The organism is Paraburkholderia sp. BR14312 (assembly GCF_040948675.1).
In the GTDB taxonomy this organism is placed as follows: Bacteria; Pseudomonadota; Gammaproteobacteria; order Burkholderiales; family Burkholderiaceae; genus Paraburkholderia; species Paraburkholderia nodosa_A.
In genome coordinates this window covers 1,238,837-1,264,625 of the sequence record NZ_JBFPKI010000001.1, presented here as the reverse complement: position 1 = coordinate 1,264,625, position 25,789 = coordinate 1,238,837, and the positions used below count along the sequence as shown (strand labels likewise).

General features: G+C 66.1%; 25 protein-coding genes. 9 read left to right on the top strand and 16 right to left on the bottom strand.

Features of this window, described 5'->3' with window-relative positions; all coding sequences use genetic code 11:
* The first annotated feature begins 177 nt into the window (after window positions 1-177).
* The 4 genes from AB3X98_RS05720 (at window position 178) to AB3X98_RS05705 (ending at window position 4,736) form a co-directional block, all read left to right on the top strand.
* Window positions 178-1,584, top strand: coding sequence for an aspartate aminotransferase family protein (locus tag AB3X98_RS05720; protein ID WP_368604378.1), 1,407 nt, complete (start codon window positions 178-180; stop codon window positions 1,582-1,584).
* Window positions 1,585-1,628: 44 nt separating this feature from the next.
* Window positions 1,629-2,129: an Lrp/AsnC family transcriptional regulator gene (locus tag AB3X98_RS05715; RefSeq protein ID WP_069266559.1), complete on the top strand. Its 501-nt coding sequence runs from the start codon at window positions 1,629-1,631 to the stop codon at window positions 2,127-2,129.
* A gap of 166 nt (window positions 2,130-2,295) precedes the next feature.
* Complete coding sequence (locus tag AB3X98_RS05710) at window positions 2,296-3,768, top strand: NAD-dependent succinate-semialdehyde dehydrogenase (RefSeq protein ID WP_368604379.1); 1,473 nt, start codon at window positions 2,296-2,298, stop codon at window positions 3,766-3,768.
* On the top strand, window positions 3,765-4,736 hold the full coding sequence (locus AB3X98_RS05705) for a succinylglutamate desuccinylase/aspartoacylase family protein (RefSeq protein WP_069266561.1): 972 nt from the start codon (window positions 3,765-3,767) through the stop codon (window positions 4,734-4,736). The genes AB3X98_RS05710 and AB3X98_RS05705 overlap by 4 nt, the downstream gene beginning before the upstream one ends.
* A gap of 99 nt (window positions 4,737-4,835) precedes the next feature.
* Here the strand turns inward: AB3X98_RS05705 and AB3X98_RS05700 are convergent, their stop codons facing one another.
* The 11 genes from AB3X98_RS05700 to AB3X98_RS05650 all read right to left on the bottom strand — a co-directional run bounded on the left by AB3X98_RS05700 (window position 4,836) and on the right by AB3X98_RS05650 (window position 17,397).
* A complete protein-coding gene (locus AB3X98_RS05700; RefSeq protein WP_069266562.1) occupies window positions 4,836-5,198 on the bottom strand; it encodes a helix-turn-helix domain-containing protein in 363 nt (120 codons plus the stop codon).
* A 2-nt stretch (window positions 5,199-5,200) separates the two neighbouring features.
* Entirely contained in the window at window positions 5,201-6,370 is a 1,170-nt protein-coding gene (locus AB3X98_RS05695; RefSeq protein ID WP_368604380.1) for an NAD(P)/FAD-dependent oxidoreductase, read from the bottom strand.
* The gene (locus AB3X98_RS05690; protein ID WP_368604381.1) at window positions 6,367-7,842 is read right to left on the bottom strand and encodes an FAD-dependent oxidoreductase; all 1,476 of its coding nucleotides are present in this window, start codon (window positions 7,840-7,842) and stop codon (window positions 6,367-6,369) included. Before AB3X98_RS05690 ends, AB3X98_RS05695 begins: the two co-directional genes overlap by 4 nt.
* Window positions 7,821-8,141, bottom strand: coding sequence for a (2Fe-2S)-binding protein (locus AB3X98_RS05685; RefSeq protein WP_069266564.1), 321 nt, complete (start codon window positions 8,139-8,141; stop codon window positions 7,821-7,823). Before AB3X98_RS05685 ends, AB3X98_RS05690 begins: the two co-directional genes overlap by 22 nt.
* The gene (locus AB3X98_RS05680; protein WP_368604382.1) at window positions 8,138-10,003 is read right to left on the bottom strand and encodes an ABC transporter ATP-binding protein; all 1,866 of its coding nucleotides are present in this window, start codon (window positions 10,001-10,003) and stop codon (window positions 8,138-8,140) included. The genes AB3X98_RS05685 and AB3X98_RS05680 overlap by 4 nt, the downstream gene beginning before the upstream one ends.
* On the bottom strand, window positions 10,000-10,956 hold the full coding sequence (locus tag AB3X98_RS05675; protein WP_342948849.1) for an ABC transporter permease: 957 nt from the start codon (window positions 10,954-10,956) through the stop codon (window positions 10,000-10,002). The genes AB3X98_RS05680 and AB3X98_RS05675 overlap by 4 nt, the downstream gene beginning before the upstream one ends.
* The gene (locus AB3X98_RS05670) at window positions 10,953-11,909 is read right to left on the bottom strand and encodes an ABC transporter permease (protein WP_069266567.1); all 957 of its coding nucleotides are present in this window, start codon (window positions 11,907-11,909) and stop codon (window positions 10,953-10,955) included. The genes AB3X98_RS05675 and AB3X98_RS05670 overlap by 4 nt, the downstream gene beginning before the upstream one ends.
* 91 nt (window positions 11,910-12,000) lie before the next feature.
* The gene (locus AB3X98_RS05665) at window positions 12,001-13,617 is read right to left on the bottom strand and encodes an ABC transporter substrate-binding protein (RefSeq protein WP_069266568.1); all 1,617 of its coding nucleotides are present in this window, start codon (window positions 13,615-13,617) and stop codon (window positions 12,001-12,003) included.
* A 70-nt stretch (window positions 13,618-13,687) separates the two neighbouring features.
* Window positions 13,688-14,962 carry an NAD(P)/FAD-dependent oxidoreductase gene (locus AB3X98_RS05660; RefSeq protein ID WP_368604383.1) on the bottom strand — a complete coding sequence of 425 codons (1,275 nt, stop codon included), beginning with the start codon at window positions 14,960-14,962 and terminating at the stop codon, window positions 13,688-13,690.
* A gap of 25 nt (window positions 14,963-14,987) precedes the next feature.
* The gene (locus AB3X98_RS05655) at window positions 14,988-15,656 is read right to left on the bottom strand and encodes a haloacid dehalogenase type II (protein ID WP_069266570.1); all 669 of its coding nucleotides are present in this window, start codon (window positions 15,654-15,656) and stop codon (window positions 14,988-14,990) included.
* Between the two features lie 250 nt (window positions 15,657-15,906).
* Window positions 15,907-17,397 (bottom strand): aldehyde dehydrogenase, encoded by a 1,491-nt coding sequence (locus tag AB3X98_RS05650; RefSeq protein WP_368604384.1) that lies wholly within the window; start codon window positions 17,395-17,397, stop codon window positions 15,907-15,909.
* Between the two features lie 239 nt (window positions 17,398-17,636).
* Here AB3X98_RS05650 and AB3X98_RS05645 point away from each other — a divergent pair, with 239 nt between their 5' ends.
* Complete coding sequence (locus AB3X98_RS05645) at window positions 17,637-18,509, top strand: GNAT family N-acetyltransferase (RefSeq protein ID WP_069266572.1); 873 nt, start codon at window positions 17,637-17,639, stop codon at window positions 18,507-18,509.
* An 88-nt stretch (window positions 18,510-18,597) separates the two neighbouring features.
* Window positions 18,598-18,906 (top strand): hypothetical protein, encoded by a 309-nt coding sequence (locus AB3X98_RS05640; RefSeq protein ID WP_069266573.1) that lies wholly within the window; start codon window positions 18,598-18,600, stop codon window positions 18,904-18,906.
* 160 nt (window positions 18,907-19,066) lie between these two features.
* Here AB3X98_RS05640 and AB3X98_RS05635 read toward each other — a convergent pair whose 3' ends face one another.
* Both AB3X98_RS05635 and AB3X98_RS05630 read right to left on the bottom strand, forming a co-directional pair.
* Window positions 19,067-19,243 carry a hypothetical protein gene (locus AB3X98_RS05635; RefSeq protein WP_368604385.1) on the bottom strand — a complete coding sequence of 59 codons (177 nt, stop codon included), beginning with the start codon at window positions 19,241-19,243 and terminating at the stop codon, window positions 19,067-19,069.
* Window positions 19,244-19,367: 124 nt separating this feature from the next.
* Window positions 19,368-19,556: a hypothetical protein gene (locus AB3X98_RS05630; RefSeq protein ID WP_254317186.1), complete on the bottom strand. Its 189-nt coding sequence runs from the start codon at window positions 19,554-19,556 to the stop codon at window positions 19,368-19,370.
* Between the two features lie 350 nt (window positions 19,557-19,906).
* Between AB3X98_RS05630 and AB3X98_RS05625 the strand changes: the two genes are divergently transcribed.
* Window positions 19,907-20,803, top strand: a complete 897-nt coding sequence (locus AB3X98_RS05625; protein WP_368604386.1) for a substrate-binding domain-containing protein — start codon at window positions 19,907-19,909, stop codon at window positions 20,801-20,803.
* A 45-nt stretch (window positions 20,804-20,848) separates the two neighbouring features.
* Here AB3X98_RS05625 and AB3X98_RS05620 read toward each other — a convergent pair whose 3' ends face one another.
* Window positions 20,849-21,334 (bottom strand): VOC family protein, encoded by a 486-nt coding sequence (locus AB3X98_RS05620; RefSeq protein ID WP_256094883.1) that lies wholly within the window; start codon window positions 21,332-21,334, stop codon window positions 20,849-20,851.
* Window positions 21,335-21,538: 204 nt separating this feature from the next.
* On the opposite strand from AB3X98_RS05620, the gene AB3X98_RS05615 reads away from it, so the two are divergent.
* On the top strand, window positions 21,539-22,705 hold the full coding sequence (locus tag AB3X98_RS05615; protein ID WP_342948842.1) for a radical SAM protein: 1,167 nt from the start codon (window positions 21,539-21,541) through the stop codon (window positions 22,703-22,705).
* Between the two features lie 7 nt (window positions 22,706-22,712).
* Here the strand turns inward: AB3X98_RS05615 and AB3X98_RS05610 are convergent, their stop codons facing one another.
* Window positions 22,713-23,792: a medium chain dehydrogenase/reductase family protein gene (locus tag AB3X98_RS05610; RefSeq protein WP_368604387.1), complete on the bottom strand. Its 1,080-nt coding sequence runs from the start codon at window positions 23,790-23,792 to the stop codon at window positions 22,713-22,715.
* 112 nt (window positions 23,793-23,904) lie between these two features.
* Between AB3X98_RS05610 and AB3X98_RS05605 the strand changes: the two genes are divergently transcribed.
* On the top strand, window positions 23,905-24,693 hold the full coding sequence (locus AB3X98_RS05605) for a helix-turn-helix transcriptional regulator (protein WP_368604388.1): 789 nt from the start codon (window positions 23,905-23,907) through the stop codon (window positions 24,691-24,693).
* Here AB3X98_RS05605 and AB3X98_RS05600 read toward each other — a convergent pair.
* The gene (locus tag AB3X98_RS05600; RefSeq protein ID WP_083245409.1) at window positions 24,690-25,679 is read right to left on the bottom strand and encodes a D-alanyl-D-alanine carboxypeptidase family protein; all 990 of its coding nucleotides are present in this window, start codon (window positions 25,677-25,679) and stop codon (window positions 24,690-24,692) included. The two genes, AB3X98_RS05605 and AB3X98_RS05600, sit on opposite strands and share 4 nt — an antisense overlap.
* Window positions 25,680-25,789: the final 110 nt, after the last annotated feature.

The following is a 25,789-nucleotide window of genomic DNA, read 5'->3' as shown; positions in this document are numbered from 1 at the left end:
GCACAATATGCTGCGCTCCCCGATCAAAACGCCACAAACACGCTATTTCGCGAATTAATTGGCGAAACGCGCACCGGTATCGGCCCGGTAGCATGGAACGGTGAATCAACGGCCAGCCAACGCCCAATCAACGGCCAGGCGCCGCACTCCTCTGACTTATCAGCCGGGAACCGAACCATGCCGAATCGCTCGCTCATCGAAGCCGACCGCAAACATCTGATCCATCCCGTCGTGAACTTCCGTGCGCACGAAGCGCGCGGCGTGACCGTGCTCGAATCCGCCCAGGGCGTGTTCCTGCGGGACGCCGTGGGCAACGAACTACTCGACGCGTTCTCCGGCCTCTGGTGCGTCAACACGGGTTACGGCCATCAAAGCATCGTCGAAGCCGCCGCGCGACAGATGGCGCGCCTGCCCTACGCGACGGGCTATTTTCACTTCGGCTCGGAGCCCGCCATCGAACTGGCCGCGCTGCTCGTCGAGCGCGCGCCTGCTTCGCTGCAACACGTGTACTTCACGCTGGGCGGCTCGGATGCAGTGGATTCGGCGCTGCGCTTCATCACGCACTACTACAACGCCACCGGCCGCCCCGCGAAAAAGCACGTCATCGCGCAGGAGCGCGGCTATCACGGCTCGTCGGCAGTCGGCGCGGGGCTGACTGCGTTGCCCGCGTTCCATCGCAACTTCGACTTGCCGCTCGCCACGCAGCATCATATTCCGTCGCCCTATGCATATCGCAGCGAGCATGCGGACGACGCAGCGCTCATCGCCGCTTCGGTCGACGCGCTCGAAGCGAAAGTCGCGGCACTCGGCGCCGAAAACGTCGCCGCGTTTTTCTGCGAGCCGATCCAGGGTTCGGGTGGCGTGATCGTGCCGCCCGCCGGCTGGCTGAAAGCCATGCGCGAAGCGTGCCGCAAGCTCGACATTCTGTTCGTCGCCGACGAGGTGATCACGGGCTTTGGCCGCACGGGTCCGCTCTTCGCCTGCCAGGCCGAAGACGTCGAGCCGGATCTGATGACGGTGGCCAAGGGCCTCACCGCGGGCTATGCGCCGATGGGCGCCGTGCTGATGTCGGATGCCCTTTATCAAGGCATTGCCGATGGCGACGCCGCCGCCGTGATCGGCCATGGCCACACTTATTCGGCGCACCCCGTGAGCGCGGCCATCGGCCTCGAAGTCATGCGCCTCTATCACGAAGGCGGCCTGCTCGCGAACGGCGTCGCGCGCGCGCCGCGCTTCGCTCAGGGGCTCGACGCATTGCTCGCCCACCCGCTCGTGGGCGACTCGCGTCACCGCGGTCTGCTCGGCGCGCTCGAACTCGTCGCCGACAAGGAGACCAAACAGCGCTTCGACGCCTCGCTCGGCCTGCCCGATCGCATCGCCGCCGCCGCGTATGGCAACGGCCTCGTATTCCGCGCGTTCGGCGACGGCATTCTCGGCTTCGCGCCCGCGCTTTCGTACGCCGAAAGCGAGTTCGACCTGCTGTTCGAGCGCCTCGAAAAAACACTCGACGACGTGCTCGCGCAGCCCGAAGTGCGCGCCGCATTGAGGACAAAGAATGGGGTCAGCGCCCGTGTCGCCGCGTGATACCATCACTCGACACTTCGACATGCAGGGCCGCCCCCATCACGATGAGCAACGACTGCAAGCTGGACCGAATCGATCTGCGCATCCTCTCGCAGCTGCAGAAGCGGGGGCGCATCACGAATGTCGAACTGGCCGACGCAGTCGGGCTGTCGCCAAGCCCCTGCCTGATCCGCGTAAAACGTCTGGAGAAGGCGGGGTTCATCGTCGGCTACGGCGCGCAGATCCAGCTGGAAAAGCTGGGCGACGTGCAGATGGTGTTCACCGAGGTCACGCTCGCCGACCATCGCCGCGAGGACTTCATCAAGTTCGAGAAGGCAATACGCGAGGTGGACGAGGTGGTCGAGTGCCATCTCGCGAGCGGCGGCTACGACTATCTGCTGAAGTTCGTCGCGCGCAGCGTGAGCCATTATCAGAGCATCGTCGAGGGGCTGCTGGAGCGCGATATCGGCATCGAGAAGTACTTCAGCTACGTCATCATCAAGACGGCGTTCGTCAAGCCGCACTACCCGCTCGAAACGCTGTTCTCGCAGAACCTGCATTCCTGAGCATGAGCAACGGACGTGAGGCACGCGCCTCGCGCTCCTGCGTCCCGCATCCATTTTCTCGCGCGCGCTTCGCGCTGAAACCTCGCGGCTTCGGCGCACTCGTCGTGCGCGCTCATTTCCCTGCATCGATCCATTTTCTTCCGCACGTGCGGAAAGGAACCGGCATATGACCACGCGTTATCCCTTGAGCGCGCTGATTCGCGGCGACAACTTCATCGACGGGCAATGGGTGCCCTCGGCCTCCGGCACGCGCTTCGCCGTGACCGATCCCGCGACCGGCAAAACGATCGCCGACGTCGCCGATAGCGATGCGAACGACGCACGCGCAGCGACCGACGCTGCCGCCCGCGCATTCCCCGCCTGGCGCGACACGCTTGCCGCCGAACGCGCCGCCGTGCTGCGCCGCTGGCATGCGCTGATCGTGGCGAACGCCGACGAACTCGGTCAACTGATCTCGCTCGAACAAGGCAAGCCCCTGCATGAGGGACACGGCGAAGCGATGTATGGCGCGTCCTACGTCGCCTGGTTCGCCGATGAGGCCACGCGCATCTACGGCGACCTCATCCCGCAGCAGCAGCGCGGTAAGCGCATGAGCGCCGTGAAGGAGCCCGTTGGCGTGGTCGCGGCGATCACGCCCTGGAACTTCCCGCTCGCGATGATCGCGCGCAAGATCGCCCCCGCCCTCGCCGCGGGCTGCACGGTGGTCGGCAAGCCCGCCGAAGATACGCCGCTCACCGCGCTCGCGCTCGTCATGCTCGCGCACGAGGCGGGTGTGCCGCCTGGCGTGCTGAACCTCATCTGCGCGTCGCGCGAGCGCGGCGTGAGCGCCGCCGCCGACTGGCTCGCGGACGCCCGCGTGCGCAAGATCACCTTCACCGGCTCGACGCCCGTGGGCAAGCACCTCGCGAAGGAATCGGCGGCCACGTTGAAGAAGCTCTCGCTCGAACTGGGCGGCAACGCGCCGTTCATCGTCTTCGACGACGCGGATCTCGACGCTGCCGTTGCAGGCCTCATGGCCGCCAAGTTCCGCAACGGCGGCCAGACCTGCGTGTGCCCTAATCGCGTGTACGTGCAATCAGGCATATTCGAGCGCTTCGCCGACAAGCTCGCCACGCGCGTGGCCGCGTTGAAAGTCGCGCCTGCGACCGACCCCGCCGCGCAGATCGGCCCGATGATCAATGCGCGCGCGGTCGAGAAGATCGCGCGCCATGTGGACGACGCCGTGAGCCGCGGCGCACGCGTGCTCACGGGCGGCAAGCGTTTGAGCGAACTGGGCGCGAACTGGTACGCGCCTACCGTGCTCGCAGGCGCCACGCCCGACATGCAGCTAAGCTGCGAAGAAACCTTCGGTCCCGTCGTGCCGCTATTCCGCTTCGACGACGAAGCCGAGGCCATTCGCGCCGCCAACGACACGCCATACGGCCTCGCCGCCTACTTTTACAGCCAGGACGTGCGCCGCATCGATCGCGTCGCGCGGCAGCTCGAAGCGGGCATCGTCGGCATCAACGAAGGCGCGCTCGCTAGTGAAGCGGCGCCGTTCGGCGGCGTGAAGGAATCGGGCTATGGCCGGGAAGGCTCGAAGTACGGGCTCGACGATTACCTTTGCATCAAATACCTCTGCCAGGGAGGGCTTGCATGAGCACCTATCCGATCGAAGTCGCGTTTCCCGACATCGCCGTGCACGAGCGCAGCGAGACGGGCATCCCCTATGTGCATACGTTCGACGCGGGCGCGCCCGGCCCGCACGTGATGATCAATGCGCTCACGCATGGCAACGAGGTGTGCGGCGCGATCGTCGTCGACGCGCTGCTGCACGCGCGGCTGCGGCCACGACGCGGCAAGCTCACGCTCGCGTTCGCGAACGTGGAGGCCTACCGCCGCTTCGACCCCGCGCACCCCGACGCGGCGCGTTTCGTCGATCAGGACTTCAACCGCGTATGGACCGCGCAGGCGCTGGATGACCTCACGCGCGAATCGAACGAACTGCGCCGCGCCCGCGCGATGCGGCCCGTGATCGACGACGTCGATCTGCTGCTCGACCTCCATTCGATGCACGAGAGGTGCATGCCGCTCATCGTCGCGGGGCCGCTCGCCAAGGGCGTCGAACTCTCTGCGCGGCTAGGCGCACCGGCCACCGTCATTTGCGACGAAGGCCACCCGGAAGGCCGCCGCATGCGCGATTACGAAGGCTTCGGCGACGCCGCGAGCGCGAAGAACGCGCTCTTGATCGAGTGCGGACAGCATTGGGAAGCAAGCGCCGTGAGCGTGGCGCGCGATGTCACCGCGCGCTTTCTGCTGCTCTCGGGTGTCGTGGAACAAGCGGATCTGCCCGCGGACTGGCTGCAACCGCTTCCGCCGGAAATGCGCGTGGTGCGCGTGACCGAGCCCGTGGTGGCGAAGAGCATGGACTTCCGCTTCGCTGGCGATTACACGGGCCTCGAAGTGTTTCCCGAGGCCGGCGCCGTGATCGGCTGGTCCGATGGCGCGCCGGTAGTCACGCCCTACGACGACTGCATCCTCGTGATGCCTTCGCTGCGCCAGTTGCGCCCGGGCGTGACCGTGGTGCGGCTCGGCAAGATCGAGCAGCGCATCGTTCGGAAGCGCTGAAGCGCCCCTACTCATTACACGCAAAGCACGAGGGGAGTCGACAAAACGATGCGCAAGGTCTACGTCATTCTGTGACGCGCGACACAGGACAGAAGGCGCTCAAGCCGCTTCGAGCGCCCTCGCCTGCTGCAGGAAGGCGCTGGGCGTCACGCCGCAAAAGCGCTTGAAATGGCGCGCCAGATGACTCTGGTCGAAGAAGCCGACCTGCGTCGCGACCACGGCGCCCGGCACGCCTGCCAGCAGCAATAGCTGCGCGCGGCGCACGCGCACCTCGCACAGGTACTTGTATGGCGAAAGGCCGACCTGCTCACGAAACACGGTCGCGAATCGCGAGACGCTGAGCGCCGATACCTCGGCCAGTTCGGCGAGGCTCACGGACTTGTCGAAATTCGCGTCGATATAGGCCAGTGCGTCGCGAAGCGGCGTGACTGGCGCAGCAACGGATGCATTCGCGTCATGCATGATCAAGCCTCGCTGGCAGTCGATGTGTGCGCGCTTGCAGCGGGCGCCGCGCGCCCGAAGCGCGCAATCGAAAACGGTTCGAGCGGTATGTCGGTTGCGCCGGCGTCGAGCAGTTCCGCGAGCGTTTCACCCACGCCCGGCCCGATCTGGAAGCCCGAGCCGCTGAAGCCGAACGCATAGAAAAGGCCGTCTGTCGTCGAACTCGGGCCAATCACCGGCTCCGAATCCGGCAGGTAGCTTTCCACGCCGCTCCACACGCGGATCACATGCAGCGGCGCAAGCGCGGGAACCAACCGGCGGAACTGCGCGATCTGCTGCACGGTGTTGCCGGGCAGCACGCCGGCGCGGCGCGTTGCTGCATCGGCGGGTCCCGGGGCGCCGCCGCCCAGCACGAGGTTGCCGCGCGGAATCTGCCGGAAGTACACGCTCTCCTCCTTGATCGACGTGTAGACCCCCATCGAATGCATGAAGCGGTAGGGCACGGGCTCGGTCACGGCCATTTGCGGGCCGCGCGCGACGAGCGGCACCGGCTCGCCGAATTGCGCGGAGAGCGCTCCCGCCCATGCACCGGCGCAAATCAGCAGTTGCTCCGCGCGCCACACGGCGCCCGTTGCGCTCTCCACGCGAAAGCCGCCCGCTTCCTTTTCCACGCGCACGATCTCGGTGTTCTCCACGAGAGTGGCGCCGAGCCGCGCGGCGGCGCGCCCGAACGCCGGTGCGGCCAGACGCGGATTGGCGTGACCGTCGCGCGGCGAGATGGAGGCGGCCAGCACCTCGCGGCCCAGGAACGGGAAGCGCTTGAACATCGCGGCGCCTTCGAGCACTTCGAGATCGAGGTCGTACGCACGCGCCTGCCCGGCGTAGCGATGAAAGTATTCGGCGTCGTGTGCGTGGTAGCACACGCGCGTGTGGCCCGAAGGCAGAAACTCGACATCCTCGCCGAGCAGCGACTGCGCGCGATACCAGATATCGAGCGCGCGATTGGACATGGCGAGTTGAGAGAGCGCGCGTCCCTGGCGGCGCACGCCGCCAAAGTTCACGCCGCTCGCCTGCTGGCCCGTGAGCCCGCGTTCGATCAGGATCACTGAACGCTTGCGGCGGCTCAGGAAGAACGTCGTGGACGTCCCGATGATGCCGCCACCAATCACGATCACGTCGGCGCGATCCGTCATTCGCTGAACTCCTTTGTGCGGCATGCGCCGGGCTGCGTTTGCGCGGCGGCCGCCGCACCGCCCTGCGCTTCGTCGATACCATTCACCGCGGCGCTCAGCGTCATCGTCAACGGCTTGACAGGCGCCTGCCCGCGCAGCCGGCCCACGGCTTCCAGCGGTACACGCGCCTCGGCTGCGATGACTTCGGCCCCGGCGTGCGCGCAGAAGCGGCCCTGGCAGCGCCCCATCCCCACGCGTGAGAACGCCTTCGCGCGATTCGCTTCGGTCGCGCCCGTCTCGCGCACTACGCGGCGCAATTCGCCCGCCGTGACGGCTTCGCAGCGGCAGACGACGGTGTCATCAGGCAGCGTCGCCGCGAAATGCGCGGGCCACGGAAATGCCTGGCGCAATCCTTGTGCGAAGCGCGTGAAGCGTGCGAGTTCGACACGCAGTGTCGCCACTTCGGCAAGTGCTCCATTCGGTGAGACCGCGCCCGCATCCTGCAACGCCGCCAGAGCGGCAAGACGGCCCGCACGCTCGGCCGCGTCGGCGCCGCGCACGCGTGCGCCGTCCCCGGCCAGATAGACGCCTGCCACGCTGCTGCGGCCGTCCTGATCGACTTCGGGCAGCCATTGCCGCGCGGCTCGATCGAAACGAAACGCGCAACCGGCGAGATCCGCAATTTGCGTTTCGGAGCGCAAGTGATAGCCCAGCGCCACGGCGTCGCATGCCACGCGCGCTTCGCCGCCGTTCGCGAGTTTCACGCGCACCGCCGTCACGCCGTGCTCGGGCGAGCCTTCGATCGCGAGCGGCGTCACGCCCCGATGCGTCGGTACCCCCGCGCGGCGCAGCGTGCGCACGAGCGCCATGCCCTTGCGCAGCGTGGCGGGCACTTGCAGCAAATCGGGCAACGCGCACAGGCGCTGGCCGAGCGTGGACGTATCGAGCACCGCGCTTACTGTCGCGCCCGCTTTCACGTACTGCGCGGCGACGAGGTAAAGCAGCGGGCCGGTGCCCATCATGACAGTGCGCGCGCCGATGGCGCAGCCCTGCGACTTCAGCGCGACCTGCGCGCCGCCCAGGCTGTATGCGCCCGCCAGATGCCAGCCCGGCACGGGCATGAGCCGGTCGGTGGCGCCGCTGCAGACGATCAGCGCGTCGAAGGCCAGCTCGTGGTAGCGTGCGCCGCTCGCGAGATGCACAGACTTCGGCCCGACGTTCCAGACGAGCGTGTCAGGCAGATAGTCGATCTGCGAGCGCAGCGCGTCGAAGTCGCGATGGAGCGACGCCGCGCGTTCGGCCTCGGTGCCGTAGAGCGTTTCGTAGCTGCGCTTGAAACCTTCGGGTTGACGCCGATAAATCTGCCCGCCGTCGCGCCGCCCTTCATCGACGACGACGGGTCGCAGGCCCGCCGCGACCAGCGTCTGCGCCGCGCGCACGCCCGCCGGTCCCGCGCCGATCACGACGACCTTCAGTTCTGCGCGCGCGGCCATACGCCCTCCCCGGCAAGCACGTTGCGGGTGACGATCGACATGCCCGGCGCCGCGGGTGTCGTGCAGGCGCGCAACCGCTCGCCCTGCGCGGTCCACACCCAGCAGTCCTGGCACGCGCCCATCAGGCAGAAACCGGCGCGGCGTCCATCGTCGAACTCGCAGTCGCGCAGCGCGTCCTGCGTGGCGAGGAGCGCGACCATCAGCGTGTCGCCCTCGGCGGCCTGCGCCACGCGGCCGTCGATCTCGATCTCGAAGGTCGGGCGGCCCGCTTCCGCCACTCTCACGAAGCGCGCGCTCATGCGGCTGCCCTCCCGTTGGATTGCGTCGCCTGTGCGACTTGTGCAGCCTGTGCGGTCTGCAGCCGTTCCAGTTCCGCCGTCGTGTGATGGCAAAGGATCTGCGCGCCGCTCGGCAAGCGCTTCATCACGGGCGCCGACACATTGCACGCGCCATCGATACGCACCGGGCAGCGTGCGCGGAACGCGCACAGCTCGCGTACCTCGGCCGACGCCCCGAGCGGCGGCAGCGCGGCGCCCGCCAGGGCACGCCGGGCGTCGAGCCAGCCCGGCTGCAGGGCCGGCACCGAATCGACGAGCAACCCCGTGTACGGGTGATAAGGCGGCGCCTCCAGCACGTCGCGCTGGCCCGCCTCGACACACTGGCCGCCGTACAGCACGACGACGTCGTCGCAGATCGCGCGCACCGTCGAAATATCGTGGCTGATGAACATGTACGAGACGCCCAGTTCGCGCCGCAATTCGGCGAGCAGGTCGAGAATCGCGGCGCCAACGACGGTGTCGAGCGCGGACGTCACCTCGTCGCACAGAATGAGCGCCGGCTCGGCCGCAAGGGCGCGGGCCAGGTTCACGCGCTGCTTCTGGCCGCCCGAGAGGCCGCCCGGCTGACGCTTCGCAATCGAGGCGGGCAGTTTCACGAGGTCCAGTAGTTCGAGCATGCGCTTTTGCGCCCGCGCGCCGCGCAGGCCGTGATAGAAGCACATGGGCCGCGCGAGGATGTCGGCGATCGTGCGGCTCGGGTTGAGCGCCGTGTCGGCGTTCTGGAACACGATCTGGATGCGCCGGTACTGATCGGGCGTGCGCGCCGAAAGCGTCGCGGGCAGCGGCACGCCGTCGAGCAGCACATCGCCGCGCGCGCGCTCGACCAGCCCGGCCACCACGCGCGCGAGCGTCGTCTTGCCCGAGCCCGATTCGCCGATCACGCCCAGTGCGCTGCCGCGCTCAATACGCAGGCTCACGTCCTCGAGCACACGTACTGCGGGCACACCGTTCGCATCGACCCGGCCATAGCCCGCGCTCAGACGGCGCACTTCGAGCAGCGGCACTTCGGCGGCAGGCGGCACGGCGGGCGGACCAGGGTCGGGGCGGCGGCGGGCGGCCAGCAGCGCGCGCGTGTAGTCGTCGGCGGGGGCGTCGAGCACCTGGAGCGTCGTGCCGTTTTCGCGCACCGCGCCATTGTTCAGGACTACGATGCGATCGGCCATCTGCGCCACGACCGCGAGATCGTGCGAGACGTACACGGCCGTCGTGCCCAGCTCCTTCACGACCTTGCGGAAGGCCGCGAGCACTTCGATCTGCGTGGTCACGTCGAGCGCCGTGGTGGGCTCGTCGAACACGACCACGGCGGGGTCGGTGATGAGCGCCATCGCCGCCATCAGCCGCTGCAGCTGGCCGCCGGACACCTGGTGCGGATAGCGCTCGCCGATCGTCTCGGGCGAAGGCAGCGCGAGCGCCCGGAACAGGCTCACCGCCTTCTCGCGCGCCGCCGCGGGCGACATCAGCTTGTGCAGCAGCGCGGGCTCGGTCACCTGATCCATGATCGTGCGTGCCGGGTTGAAGCCCGCCGAGGCGCTCTGCGCGACATAAGCCACGGTACGCGCGCGCAGCGCGCGGCGGCCGCGTTCGTCGAGCGCGAGCACGTCGGTGCCGCCGATCTTCAGGCTGCCGCCCGCAATGGCGCAGCCGTCGCGCGCATGGCCGAGCAGCGAGAGCGCGATGGTGGTCTTGCCCGAACCGGACTCGCCGATCAGCGCGAGCACTTCGCCCTTCTTCACCGTGAAGTCGACACCCTTGACGATCTCGACGACCGGATCGGGCGCCGCGCCCGCGACCACACGCAGGCCCGTCACTTCGATCATGTTCATTTTCCGCCTCCATGCGCACGGCCGCCGTGACGGCGCAGGCTGTCGATCAGCAGGTTCACGCCCACCGTGAGCGTCGCGATGGCGACGGCCGGCATCAGCACGGCCGGCGCACCTTCCGCGAGGCCGCCGATGTTCTCGCGCACGAGCGAGCCCCAGTCCGCGTCCGGCGGCTGCACGCCGAGGCCGAGGAACGAGAGGCCGGAGAGCAGCAGCACGATGAACACGAAACGCAGGCCGAAATCGGCGAGCATCGGGTGGATCATGTTCGGCAGCACTTCCACGCGGGCGATATAGAAGAGCCCTTCGCCGCGCGCTCTGGCGACCTGCACATATTCGAGCGTCATCAGGTTCACGGCCAGCGAGCGCGAGATACGGAACGCGCCCGGAATATAGGCGAGCGCCGCGACGGTGATGAGCATCGGCACCGACGAGCCGAACGCCGCGATCACGACGAGCGCGAGCACCTTGCTCGGAATGGAGATCAGTGCGTCGAACAGGCGGCTCAGCACCTCGTCGATCCAGCGCGGCGCGACAGCCGCAAGCAGTCCGAAGAATATGCCGATACCGCTTGCGAGCAGCGTGGCGGCGAGCGCGAGGCCCACGGTGTACTGCGTGCCGTAGAGCACGCGGCTCAGCATGTCGCGACCCAGGAAATCGGTGCCGAGCAGATGCGCCGCGCTATACGAGCCGAAGATTTCCGTGGAGGTGATCGCGCCGCCCTTGTACGGCGCGACGAGCGGCCCGATGAAGGCCACGCCGAGCCAGAACACGACGATCGCAAGGCCGATCAGGCCGAGCACCGAGAGGCGCCCGACCATGCGGCGCAGCGGCGAGCGTGGCGGCGTGGGCACGTCGCCCGGCACGTCCTTGACGACGTCGGCGGCGGCCCGCTCCTCGCTCTCGCTCGTCGCGTAGAGCACGGTCGCGGCATGGGAAGTGGCGGGTCGGTTCATCGTTGACGCAGCCTCGGGTTGGATACGATTTGACACAGGTCCGCGATCAGCACGAGCACCAGATACGCGGCGCAAAACACCATCACGCAGCCCTGCACGAGCGGCAGATCGCGGTTCGTCACGGCGTCGACCATCAGGCTCGCGAGGCCCGGATAGTTGAAGATCGACTCCACGATCACCACGCCGCCGAAGAGATACGAGAGGCTCAGCGCGACGGCATTGGCGATCGGCCCGATGGTGTTCGGCAGCACGTGGCGCAACACGACGCGAGCGGGCGACGCTCCTTTGAGGCGCGCCATTTCCACATAGGGCGCGCTCAACTGGTCGATCACGGCGGCGCGCGTCATGCGCGCCATCTGCGCGACGATCACGCAGCACAGCGTCATGACCGGCATCGCGTAGATGCGCAACAGCGTGCCGAACGAGTCCACCTCCGAGAGGTACGAGAGCGCGGGCAGCCAGCGCAGTTTCACCGCGAAGATCAGCACGGCGATGGTGGCGACCAGAAATTCGGGCACGGCCACGGCGGAGAGCGTGAGCACGTTGAGCACGCGATCGAGCAGCGAGCCGCGGAACACGGCGGAAAAGATGCCGATGGCGAGTGCGAGCGGCACCGAAACGAGCGTGGTGAGCCCCGCGAGCACGAGCGAATTCGGCAGGCGCGTGGCGATCAGCTCGCTCACCGGCTGGTTGTTCGACACCGAGGTGCCGAAGTTGCCGGTCACGGCTTGCAGCAGCCAGTGAACATAGCGCGTGAGCGCGGGCTGGTCGAGGCCGAACTGGTGCCGCAGCGCGGCCACCTGCTCGGGCGTGGCCGCCTGACCGAGGGCCTGCTGCGCGGCGTCGCCGGGCAAGAGGCCCGTGAGACCGAACACGATTGCCGAGACGATCAGCAACGTGAGCAGTGCGAGACCGAGACGCGCGGCAATGAGACGTTGCGCGTGAGCTTTCATCGGATGTCGCCTCCCTGAACATCATGAAGCGGGGAATCGGTGGCCGGGGGCCCATCCAGGCGCACACCGGCCGCACACATCACACCTCGAACTACGCCTCGAGCCAGACGTTCTCGGCGAACTTGAAGCCCATCAGTCCGGCAATCGGAATCGAACCGAGGCCCTTGAGCTTCGTCGTGTGCGCGTCGAGCGAGCTCAGGAACAGCGGAATGCCGATGCCGCCGTCGCTGTGCACGAGCACTTGCATGTCGCCATAGATCTTCTTGCGCTTCTCTTCGTCCGGCTCGCCGCGCGCGGCCAGCAGCATCTGGTCGAACTTCGGGTCCTTCCAGTTCGCTTCATTCCACGGCGCATCCGACTTGAAAAACTGCGTGAAGATCACATCGGCGCTCGGGCGCGCGTTGATGTTGCCGAAGGTCAGCGGGTGCTTCATCCAGTGGTTCGACCAGTAGCCGTCGCCGGGCGTGCGCACCACCTGCAGGTTCAGGCCCGCCTGTGGCGCGACCTGCTGCAGCAGCATCGCCATTTCGACCGAGCCGTCCGCGGCCGGGGAGGCATAGATCTGCAGCGGCGTGCTGCCGAGCTTTGCCTTCTGGAAGTAGAACCTGGCCTTCTGCGGATCGAAGGCGCGCTCCGGCAGTCCGGCAAAGTAGTACTTGTTGGTCGGATCGATCGGCTGGTCGTTGCCGATCGCGCCATAGCCGAGGAACACGGCGTTGCGGATCTGCTCGCGGTCGAACAGGTGCATCATGCCGCGGCGGAAGTCGGCATTGCCCGTGACGCCGCCTTCGTCGCGCATGATGAGGTCGGTGTACTGGCCCGTCTTCGTCTCCTTCACCGCGAAGCCCGGAGTGCCCTTGACGCGCGAGGTCGAGCGCGGGCTCACCTGGTTGATGAGCTGCACGTCGCCCGAGAGCAGCGCGTTCACGCGCGCCGACTCGTCGCCGATGCCGACCAGTTCGATCTCGTCCAGATGCGGCAGGCCCGGCTTCCAGTAGCGCTCGTTGCGCACGACCACCGTGCGCACGCCCGGCGAGAACTCCTTGAGCTTGAACGGGCCGGTGCCCACGGCCGTCTTGAAGTCGTTCGTGCCGTCCTTGATGATCATGAAATGCGAGTCGGCGAGGATCACGGGCAGGTCGGCGTTCGCGCCCGAGAGCGTGATCGTCACTTCGTTCGGGCCCGTGGCCTTCACGTCCTGGAACTGATCGGCGAGCGTCTTCACCTTCGAGCCCACCGCGGCGTCCTTGTGGCGCATGAGCGAGTACACCACGTCGGCGGGCGCGAGCGTCTTGCCGTCATGGAACTGCACGCCGCTGCGCAGCTTCACGACCCACACCGTCGCGTCCTTCGTTTCGAGCGACTGCGCGAGCGCCATTTGCGCGCCGAGGTGCGAGTCGTACTCGGTCAGGCCGTTGTACAGCATATTTGCGCGCACATAGTCGGTGGACACCGACTCCTTCGCGGGATCGAGCGTGTCCGACGCAGAAGACGACTGCGTCGCCACGCGGATCTTGCCGCCCTGCTTCGGCTTCTCCTGTGCGAAGGCGGCGCCGCTCGCGGCGAGCAGGCCCGCGCCCGTCATCGACATCATGCCCCCCGCGACCATCGCGCGAAGGAGGTCGCGGCGCGAGGCGCCGCGCTTCGTCAGTTCATCGAGCCGCACGCCCGGGTGAGCCATGTCTTCAAGCGATTTGTCGGTGCTCATGAAACTTCTCCGCGTCTGATGGGGGGGCCGCAGCTCGACGTATCGAGGCTGTGTGTTGTGAAAAACAGCGTCAGTAAAAAGCGTCTTTGATCTGGTAGTACGCGCCGACGAGCGGCAAAAACCACGGCTTGCCCGTGTGGCCCGGAATGGCGGGCCACGCGAAATCGCGCCACGGATTCGCACACGGGTTGCCGCTCATCACCTCGGCCATCACCTGGCCCATGTGCGTCGACATCTGCGTGCCGTGACCGCTGTAGCCCATCGAGAACCACACCCCTTCGTGCTGACCCGCGCGCGGCAGGCGGTCCGCGGTGATATCGACGAGCCCGCCCCAGCAGTAGTCGACCTGCACGCTCGCGAGCGTCGGAAAGAGCTGCGCGAGAGTGCGCTGCAGGATGCGGCCGCTCCTGGCATCGGACGGCTGCTCCGACGCCGTGAAGCGCGCCCGGCCGCCGAACAGCAGGCGCGAATCCGGCGTCACGCGGAAATAGTTGTGCATGAGGCGGCTCGTCGTGTACGAGCGGCGGTTGGGCAAGAGCCGCATGAGCTGCGCGGGCGGCAGCGGTTCGGTCACGACGATGAACGAGCCGACCGGCGCAAGCCGCCGCCGGTACCACGCGAACGGCCCATGGCGCGATGGACCCGTGGCGATCAATACCTGTTGCGCGCGCAACGTCCCGCGTGCCGACTCCACGCGATAGCCGCCGCTCTCTTTCGCGATGGACGTCACGGCGGCGTGCTCGTAGAGCTGTGCGCCGCGCCGGACAGCGGCATTCGCGAGCCCTACCGCAAAGCGGCCCATATGCATCTGGCCGCCGTGCTTCTGGAGCAGTCCGCCATGGAAGCTGTCCGATTCCACCTCGCTGCGAATTTGTTCGCGGCCGATGATCTCGATGTCCGGATCGACTTCGCGGCGAATCAGTTCGGCCGTTCGCTCGAGGTGTTCGAGGTGATGCGGTTTCGCCGCGAGCTTGAGCTTTCCCGAAGCGAGATAATCGCAGTCGATGCCCTCTTCGCGAATGAGCCGCTCGACCGTGTCGACGGCCGCCGCGTAAGCGCGGTAGCAACCCTGCGCGCGCTCGACGCCCAGTTGCCCGCGCAGCGCCGCATAGTCCTGCGCCACGCCGGTATTGCACTGGCCGCCGTTGCGCCCCGACGCGCCGCCACCCATGCGCCCCGCGTCCAGCACCGCGACGCTCGCGCCACGGCGGCCGAACGCGAGCGCCGCGGAAAGCCCCGTGAAGCCGCCGCCCACCACCGCGACGTCCACGCGGCCTTCCACCGGTCCCTCGCTTGCGAGCAGACCGCCAGGGGCGGTGTCGAGCCAGTAGGAGTCGAGCTTCATCGGGCGGCCTCGGCTAGCGCGTTTCTCAAAGACCCAGTTGCGAAGCGAGTTCGCCGATCGTCTCGACTTCGTAGTACTCGTAGTACGGCGTGCCCGGCTCGTGGCCGCGCTTGACGAACGCCTTGTGCTCGATGCCCATGTCGTGCGCCGTCATGAGGTCGTAGCGCAGGCTCGACGAAACGTGCAGCACGTCGCCGGGGTTGCAGTTCAGCTGATCGAACATGTACTCGAAGCCCTGCATGCGCGGCTTGTACGACTGCGCCTGCTGCGCCGTGAACACGCGGTGGAACGGCGCGCCGAGTTTGTCGACATTGCTCTGGATCTGGTCGTCCGAAGCGTTCGAGAGAATCACGAGCTTGTACTTCTTCGCGAGGCGCGAGAGGCCTTCCGGCACGTCCGGGTGCGGGCCCCAGGTCGGCACGGCGGTGTAGAACTTTTCCGCTTCGGCCTCGATGAACTCGACGTTCATGCGCTTGCAGGCGCGGCGCACCGAATTGACGACCACGTCGCGGTACGGCTTCCATGCGCCGAGCACCTCGTCGCGGCGATAGCCCGCGAAGAACGCGACGAACTTCTCGAGGTCGGCGCCCTTGAGGCGGTCGCCATACATCTCGCGCGCCGTGTCGGCCATGCGGAACTTCGTCAGCGTGCCGTAGCAGTCGAACGTGATGTACTTCGGCTCGAAATCGATCATGATGGCAATCCTTTCGTGTGATGAACCCGCTTGGGGCTCAGTGGCGAAAACAGGTGGAAGTGCGTCCCTGTGGAAAATTTAAACAGCGCAAAATTTGGGGTTGGCGTCGAATCGTGGGGCCTGCACGGTATAAACGACGCGTTTGCAGGGGCCGCCGCAGCAGATTCTGCGGTGGCGCCATCGCGCGGGCCATAGCCGAATGACCGTGCGTTTTCGTGCGTGATTCGTCAGCTTTGCAGTCAGCATGGCGTCAGGTTCTCGTATCGATCAGCACGCTCTTGAAACGCAGGTGCGCTTCGTAACCCTGGCGCCCGAGATCCTTGCCCATGCCCGAGCGTTTGTATCCGCCCGTCGGGATCATGAAATCGTTGCTGCGGCCGTAGCGGTTGACCCACACGGTGCCCGCCTCCAGCGCGCGCACGAGGCGCAGCGCGCGGCCGATGTCCGCGGTGTGCACGCCGGCCGCCAGGCCGTATTCGGGATGCGAGGCGAGCGCGAGCGCCTCTTCCTCGGTGTCGAAGGTCTGCACCGTGAGAACCGGGCCGAAGATCTCGGCGCGCACCGCCTCGGTTTGCGCCGTCACGCCGGTGAGGATGGTGGGCAGGTAGAACGCGCCGGGCACGGGCGCGTCCGCGCGGCGGCCACCGCAGTAGAGCGTGGCGCCTTCGGCCACGCTGCGCTCGACGATGCCTTCGATGCGCGCGGCCTGGGTTTCCGAAATGATGGGCGGCAGCGTCGTGCCCGAAGCCCACGTCGCGCCGGCGCGCAACTCAGCGATAGCCTGCTCGATGCGCGACACGAGTTCGTCCGCGACGGTGCGCTCGACCAGCAGGCGCGAACCGGCCACGCACACCTGCCCCGCGTTGACGGCAATCGCGCCGGCGATGCGGCGCGCGACCTCGTCGAGCTTCGGCGCATCCGCGAAGACGATTTGCGGGCTCTTGCCGCCCAATTCCAGCGTGACCGGCTTCGTGCCGCTTTGCGCGCACGCCGCCATGATCGCCGAGCCCGCGCGCGTCGATCCCGTGAACGTGACTTTCGCGATGTCCGGGTGGCGCACGAGTGCGTCGCCGGTCGTCGCGCCGTCGCCTTGCACCACGTTGAAGATGCCAGGGGGAAAGCCTGCCTCGATCGCGAGTTCGGCCAGACGCAGCACCGAGAACGGCGTCATCTCCGAAGGCTTGAGCACCACGGCATTGCCCGCCGCGAGCGCCGGACCGATCTTCCACGACGCCATCACGAGCGGGAAATTCCACGGCGCGATCGCGCCGACCACGCCATAAGGCTCGGCGATCGTCATGCCCAGATGGTCGTGATCGGTGGCCACGACCTCGCCGCCGAGCTTGTCGGCGAACTCGGCATAGAAACGGATGCCTTCCGCCGTGAACGGCACGTCCCACGCGCACACGTCGCGCACGGGGCGCGTCGAGCCGAGCGCCTCGAGCGGCCCGAGCGTGGCGGTGTCGGCGGCGATCAGGTCGGCGAAGCGGCGCAGGATGCGGGAGCGCTCGCGCGGCGCCATGCGTGGCCAGCCGCTCGTGCGAAACGCGCGCTTCGCGTTGTCGACGGCGTGGTCCACCCGTTGCGCGTCGCCAAGCGGCGCCGAGGCATAGACGACGCCGTCCGATGGCCGCGCGACCCCGATGCGCGCCGCGCCTTCGACGACCCACTCTCCGCCGATGAAGTGGCCGGCTTTTTCGGCCACTGAGGCAGCGACTGCGGCGGGATCGAACTGGTCCATGACTGGGTTCCCTCGACTTGGTCTCGATGGGAAATATCGTAGGTCCACTGCCACCGCATATTTCGCCGACAAAAAAGCCCAATCAGCAGAATCGACGCGTTATTGACCGTCCAACCCCGCGTTTTGCATTGCATCACGGGCGCTGGCGGGGCGCGCGCCCAAACAGGAAGATCGTCCTAGTCAGTCACGGCGGGCGATGCGATAGTCACGGGACGCGTATACAGAATCCGGAGGCCGGCGTGTCCGACCCAAACCTGAACAGCGTCATTACCTACCGCGCATTTACCGCCGACGATCTGGCCGCCGCGCATGCGTTGTCGACGGCGGTGCGCTGGCGGCACCGCCCCGAAGACTGGCGTTTCGCTGCCCGCATCGGCGAAGGCATCGTGGCCGTGGACGAAAGCGGTTCGCTCGTCGGCACGGCTTTCTCGTGGTTGTTCGGTCCCAACGCGGCGACGCTCGGCATGCTGATCGTCAAGCCCAGTCATCAGCGCCGCGGCATTGGCCGGGCCATGATCGAGCACTGGATGCAGGCGCTCGCCTCGCGCACGCTGCTGCTCCACGCGAGCGACACGGGCTGGCCGCTCGTCGAGCGGCTCGGCTTTACGCGCATCGGCCGCATTCACCAGCACCAGGGCGCGGCGTTTCAGCCGCCGCTCGTCTCGCTGCCCGCGGGCGAGCGGCTGCGCCCGATCGGCGCGAGCGACCGGCCCCGGCTCATCGAACTGGCGACGCGCGCAAGCGGCCTCGACCGCTCGGACATGCTGCCGAAACTGCTCGATCAGGCGAGCGGCATCGCGCTCGACCGCGACGGCGACCTGATCGGCTTCGCCCTCTTTCGCCGCTTTGGCGACGGGCACGTGATCGGCCCCGTGATCGCCCCCGATTCGCCGGATGCCTGCCGCGCCAAGGCGCTGATCAGCCATTGGCTCGCCTCCAACGCGGGCATGTTCGTGCGCATCGACACGCCCGTCGATCTGGGACTCTCCGACTGGCTCGAAGGCGTGGGGCTGCCGCTCGTCGACCACATCGAGAAGACGGAGCGCGGCGCGCCCTTGCGCGTCGATACCCAGTTCAAGCAGTTTGCAATCACGAGCCAGGCGGTGTGGTGAGCGCGGTCGAATGGACGGCATCCGGCGTGCTACCACCCGGGCAGCGAACGGATTACCATTAGAGGATTCTCGCCTCGAGGGTGACGCTATGGCTACCTATGGTATCGACGGTGTCCGCATCAGTTCCTCAACGGACCGCGTAACACACGTGCGCTGGGCGCTGATCGACCCCCAGACACACGACTGGCTCTCGACACCCACCATCTCCGAAGTGGCGGCCGTCACCAACGACATCCGCTCGGGCGCCGTGGTGTATTCGGTATTTACGCTCGGCGGCATGAGATTTCTCGGTCCGAAGATCAAGCCGGTGCCGCATCCCAACGGAATCGATGGAATCGATCTGGAAGTGCCGGACGGTAACGTCGAAAAATCCATCGACGATCTACCGCGCGTCTAGCGGTGCGCCGATTGTCCTGCCGACTACCGGAAAGAAAGGTGCGCTGCGCCCGGATGGGCGCACATCGGCCGCTAGTCGCCAAAGCTGAATCGCCGGATCAAATCATTCGGAATACCGACTATTTGACCCGGCAATCGACGAGCGAACGCGTTGCAGTCAGTCAGTTGTACCCGAGTATCGCCGACGTAGCGACGTCTGCGCGGTCGCTTGGGTTGCCAGCCAGTACGACGGTGGGCTCATGCAATAACGAGCGATACGGGTGCAGATAAGGTTCGTTTTCCGGATCGGCGTCGTCCTGTTCGATCTCCTGGGAGTGGCTGTATTCACGTGTATCCATGATCGTCTCCTGATGTAGGGTCTAGTTGTTCGACAGTAGGGTTCCCTACATACCGGCTGAGCAAGTTTGGTGCCGCACTCGCTTTCTATCATGCCGGCGGAGTTTCTTCTGCCGCGCCCGACTCTCAGGAAGTCGTGAGCTTCAGGTTCGGACGCAAGTCGTGAGTAACCGCTTCACGTTGCCCTTTGCGCAGGTCCGACACCTGTTCGATGCCGGCCTTCAGCACCTCCTCGCAAAACGCAATTCGCGTGCGGTAGTACTCGGCCTGCAATTGCGCATCGAGAACCCGCTGTTCGGCCTGGAAGAGTGCCATGCGCAATTCACTGAGCGCGCGTTAAGCCTGCTTCTCCGGCGTTGCGGCATTGTGGGCAATCAAGTTCGAAAGCCAATGCAACATGGATAAGCCCCCCTGTTTTCAATTTCACGATCGCACGCGTCAAGTTTGATAACCGCCCGAACTGTCGCTGGGAAAAGACTATCAGAGGCGAAGAAAACCAGTGTGTGTGCAAACGAACGTGTTGTATAAACGATGCAAAAGGTCGTATCCACGACGCGCTTACATAGCGCGTTTTCATCGCATGCTTTCGCTGCACGCTGCGGTTGCAAATAGGGAGCGATACATGTCCGTGGTGCCGGATCAGCCGATCGAGATGGGGCGCAACCGTGACTATCCACAAGCTGAGGTTTTGCACACTTGCGCTGTGCATCGCGTTCGCGTTATTGGGCCCCGGCGTGTGTCTGGCGGACCAGGTGAAAGTCATGATGTCGGGCTGGTTTGCGCCAGCGTATCGTGATCTGGGCCCGCAATTCGAGGACGAGAGCGGCTATACGCTGGCCACCGTCTGGGGCGCTGCAACAGGCAACGCCCTGAATGCGATTCCCGTGCGGTTTGCGCGGGGCGAGTGGGCCGACGTGCTGATCGTGGTCAGCAATGCGCTCGACGACCAGGTTCGCGCGGGCAACGTGGTGCCCGGCAGCAAGGTGGACTTCGCACGCTCGCCAATCGGCCTCGCGGTGCGCGAGGGCGCGCCGCAACCGGACATCAGCACGGTCGACGCTTTGCGCCGCACGCTGCTTGCAGCGAAGTCGATTGTCTATCCGGATAGCGCGAGCGGCGTCTATATCGCCAACGAACTGTTTCCGCGGCTGGGCCTCGACGGGCGCGTGAAAAGCAGGAGCCGCATGGTCTCCGCCGAGCGGGTCGCCACTGTCGTCGCGAACGGCGACGCCGAGATCGGCTTGCAACAGGTCGTGGAACTGTTGCCGGTGAAGGGGATAATAGTGGTCGGCAGTCTGCCCGCGGAAGTACAACGTTACACGGTGTACTCCGGCGGCATTGCAACCACAGCGAGAAATCCTTTCGGCGCAGAAGCGCTGATCCGCTTTCTGTCCTCGCCGGAAGCGGCGGCCGCGATCACGCACAGCGGTCTCGAACCGATCACGGCACCGCAACCTCCTCCGCTGCCGCTGCTGCAGCCGCAGCCACAGCCGCAACTGCCGCTGCAACCACCACCGCAACCGCAACTGGCGCCACAAGAACCGCAACCTCAACCGAATTGAGCGAAGCAGCCGTCCGGCCGATCGGCCATCACCGAAAGCCGGCCATCAACTGGCTGCCATCCCTTTTTCGGCCAGTTCTTTCTTCGCGCTTTCGTTCTTGGTCAAGTGCGTCAGGCCCATGCCGCGCAGGACGTTCGGCGCCTTCGTGAACTGGATGTTGTCATAGCCCACGATCTCGATGCGATTGCCCCAGGGGTCGCGAAAATCCAGAAATGGACCGTCGAGCGGCTTCACGCCCGCCGCCTTGAGTGCGGCGCGCGCCGCCTCCTTGTCATCGACAACGAGGCCGACATGGCGGCCGTCGTCGGCGGGCTGTTTGCGCCCCGCCTGCAACGCGATGAATTGATCGCCAAGATCGATGAAGGCCATCGTCCTGCTCTTGCCGCGCAACTGAAAGTCGAAGATGCGGCCATAGAATGCCAGCGCTTCCTCGATGTCGCCGACTTCCAGCGCGACGTGATTGAAGCCGATGACGCGCGGCCTGGTGGTTGAAGTGTCAACCATTTCCCCCTCCTTCTGCAGCCAGTGCATAGCATTCGCAAACTCGCCCGGAACCGAAATTCCGACGAGACACCCTCAAGTATGGGGATTGAAGTCGACTCGTACTAGCCGGTCAAACAAGATTTGTTGGAGTTATTTTTGAATAAGAATCGTACCCGATGCGGCGCGCGTGCATGGCGTAACCTATGATGGTTCGAGCGCAATGAGCCGGCAAACCGTGAGGGCACCAGCACCATGGACAGGACAGAGCGGACTATCAAGTGGCGCAGTTTGCCAAATGTAAGCAACGACGCAAACGAGCCACGCAATCCATTGCCTGCGGTCTGTGACGTCTCAGTGACGAACGTTTGCAACGCTGCATGCGACTTCTGCGGCTTTTCTCGTGAGAAGAAAATGGCAGGTCCGCGCCGCTATCTCGATCCCGATGCGTTCGAGCGTGCGATGCCGATGCTGCGCAGACGCAAGATTCGCTACATGACGCTGCAGGGCGGAGAGCCTCTGGTGCACCCGCAAATCGAATCGCTCGTAGGCTCGGCCACGAAAGCCGGCATCCAGTGCGGCGTGATCACGAACGGCTGGTTCCTTCCCCGCCACATCAAGCAGCTGGCTGACGCCGGCCTCAAGCGTCTCCTGATCTCGATCGATAGCGCGGACATGAGCGAGCACGAGCACAATCGCGGCCTGCCCGGCCTTGCGGCCCGCATCCGCGAGGGCATCACCCAGGCGCATGCTTTCGGCATCCCGGTTTGCGCAACGGTTACGGTGAGCCATCTGGTCCGTTACGCAGCGCTTCCCGAGACGCTCAATCAGCTTGGCTTCGATTCCGTGGTGTTCTCCTACCCAAGGCGCGACGCATTCGGTTCCACATCGCTCGTTTACGACGAAAATTCGAAGCTCGTCGACCTCAGCCGCGACGAACTGCTCGAAGCATTGAGTGCCATCGAGGCCCTCAAAAAGCGCTTTCGCGTGATGGACCCGGGCGCTGCACTGGACGAAGTCGCGCGGTTCGTGCGCGGCGAACAGCAACTCATTCCGTGCATCGCCGGGAGCAAGTATTTTTATATCGACTGGAATCTCGATGTCTGGCGTTGCGAACCGTGGCATGAGCCCATGGGCTCTGTGTTCGACCTCGACCGCCTGCCCGATCAACGCGAACCGTGCAACGCCTGCATGATGGGGTGCTACCGCCATGCCAGCGTGCTGATGCACGGCGCCAAGGCCGTCACTGACTCGGTCTATGCGCTCGGCAGAGGCGAGCTTCGCAGTGCTGTCAGCTTGTTGTTCCAGCGCGGCGTGGCGTATTCGCTGTGGGCTCTCGCCACCGAAGAATTACCTCGGACGGCGCTTGGCGCACTGGCAGGACGGAGCGGCGCGCGCCGTTCATCGCCGCAAGGCGCATGAATCGAGGCTACGGGCAAATCACCGTCATGTTGAACGGGCCCCCGTTCGCCGCCGCGTGCGCGACGGCCTCGTTCGCATCGTCGAGCGCAAAGGCCGTCACGTCGAAATGGCGCAGATCGAGCAGCCTCCCGTGAATCAAACCTGTCATGAGCGTCACGGCGTGCGTGGGGTACATCCATTTGCCCCGCACCGTGATGTCATTGCGCATGATCCAAGGATAAGGCAGTTCGAGCCCGGCGCCACCGAGCATGCCGACCCCGCCCATCAGGACCACGCGCCCGTATGGGCGGACCGCCATCACCGCGGCGCGCACCGTCGTCGCCGGAACCGATGGCGGCATCAGGTCCATCACGCAGTCGATCGGCCCAGGCGCCGCCTGTTGCATGCGCTCACGGTCCGTTGCTTCGTCGCCGGAAAGCGCCACGGTCCGCACGCGCTCGCCGAAGTTGCGCGCCAGTTTGTCGAGCGCCTGTACGTTGCGCCCGGGGGCTACGACGCACCGCGCACCCATGGCGAGCGCGACCGCGACGCACGCGCTGCCGAAGTTGCCGGTCGCGCCGCTCACGAGCAGGATCTCGCCCGCCCGCAGATCGGACGCGAGCAGCCCGCCATAAGGCACGAGCAGCGTATTGAGCGCACACCATCGCGCAGCGTCGGCCGGATCGATGTCGCCGATACGCACCGCGTTTTCGGTCGGCACCCTAAGCTGTTCCGCGAACGGGCCGTCATGAAAATAGCGCTGCAATTTCTGGCCGCCCTCGCCCCGCGCGCTCCAGCCCTGCAGCACGATGTCGGGCATGAGCGCGTCGTCGCGGGCGCGCACCGTCGGATCGCAGAACACCCAGTCGCCCGGTTGCAGTTTCGTCGCATCCGGGCCGACGGTCCGGACCCGGCCGATCGCGCCGCAACCAGGCACGATCGGCAGGTCGATGGGATAGCGGCGTTCTCCGCTGAACACTTCCTGCGCATAGGACAACACCGGCGCCGCAACGACGTCCACGACGACCTCGCCAGTGCCGGCGGTGGGGTCCGGTATCTGTTCGATCGTGAGCGGCGCGTTGAGGGTTTTCAGAATGGCAGCTTTCATGGCGCTTCCAGAAGGGGGAACGAGCCGATTCTGGCAGGCTTAGAATGGGCAACAAGGCCCGCTGCGATCCCAGGATTGCGCAGTCCCACCCACCCTGCACGAAGCGAACGCGATGACCGCCACGACACAAACCCAATTCGGCGATTTTCTGCGCTCCCGGCGCAAGAAGCTGAGCCCCGACGACGTCGGCCTTAACGGCGGCCGGCGCCGCCGCACGCCCGGCCTGCGGCGTGAAGAAGTCGCGGAACTCGCGGGCATCGGCGTCGACTGGTATGTCCGGCTCGAGCAGGGGCGCGCGGTCAGCCCTTCGGCTTCGACGCTCGATGCACTTGCCCAGGCACTGCGACTCGACAAGGCCGAAGCCGCCCATTTGCGCGCGCTCGCGCAGCGCGGCGAGGCGCGCGTCTTCGCCCGCGAGAGCGTGCCGCCGACCCTTGCGCGGATCGTCGCCAGTCTCGGTCTGCCCGCTTACGTCACGGGCCGGCGCTGGGACATCCTCGTGTGCAACGAGGCCGCCTCCGATCTGCTTGGCTTCGATCGCCTCGCTGCGGAAGATCGCAACATCATGATCTACATGTTCATCGAACCGGAGGCACGGCGGCTCTTTGGCGCGGGCTGGCCCGATGAAGCGCGCCGCATGATCGCGCTGTTTCGCACGAGCCACGACCTCCATGCAGGCGACCCGGCGTTCGTCGAACTGGTCGAGCGCCTGCGTTCAGGCAGCGAGGAATTCGTGAGGTGGTGGAGTGCGCACGACGTGCGCAGCGGCGCATCGGGCCAGAAGGTCCTGGCGCACGCGAAGCACGGTACGCAGCGCTACGAGTACGCAACGTTTCAGGCGAACGACGATCCGGCGCTGAAACTCGCGATTTATACGCCGGTCGACACGAATGCCGTCTAGCCTAGCGCGGCAACCAGCGTATGGTGCGCCCGCTTGCCGGCATGGTGTTTGACGCTCTGCCGGTGCGCACCGGACGTCGGGGCGCTCGGGTACGATGCGAGCCGCACCCTGACGCCGTGCGAGCGCGCGAGCATCGAATAGTGATGATGCGCACGGGCGCTTGCGTAATAGCGCGGTTCCACGACCGGCGTGTCGTCGCCGTTCAGCCATCGCCGTATCGTGACGAGATCGGCAGAGCGTCCCCACGAGGTTCGCGAGCCGAGCAGCGCAATCATGACCTGCCCGTTCGGCATGTTCGCATCGACCACGATGCAGCGCCCCGCCTCGCGGATATAGCCTGTCTTTGCGACCAGCACGTCCCAGTCGGCTGAGCTCACTATCGGGTCGGTGTTGTGATAGAACCGCGTCCTCGTGCCGATCGCCTCTTCGTAACGGGGAAGCGTCGTGTATTCGCTGATCAACGGATAGCGCGCCGCGGCGTCCGCCATCTTCACGACATCGCGCGCCGTCGAGAGATTCTCGGGCGAGAGCCCGGTTGGATCGTCGAAGTGCGTACTGGCCATATTCAGCGCGCGCGCCTTTTCATTCATCTGCCGGATGAACGCCGCCTGGCCGCCCGGGAACGCATGCGAAAGCGCGGATGCAGCGCGGTTCTCCGACGCCATGAGCGCAAGACGCAGCATTTCTCCTCGCTCGAGCGACGCACCGATAGGGATGCGGGACCCCGTATGCTTGAGCCGATCGATGTCGTCGTTGTCGACGGTCACCGTGTCACCCAACGGCTGGGCGCTGTCCAGCACGACCATCGCCGTCATCAGCTTGGTGAGCGACGCGATCGGCTGGGCCTCGTCGGCGTTCTTTTCGAGCAGGACTTCGTGGCGCGCGACGTCATACACGATCGCGCTGTGTGAATGGAGGAATGGCGTCTCGCTCCACGCGACGAACGGCGCCGAAGCGAGCAATAGCGCGCTGAGGAATTTTTTCATGGCGTTCACACCCTGGGACGGCAATCAGGCGATGGCGGGTCCAACGTGCAACTGATCCCCAACGATTCAACTGTAGTTGCTCGTTGCACGAATGAGTGTGGGAAAGAGGA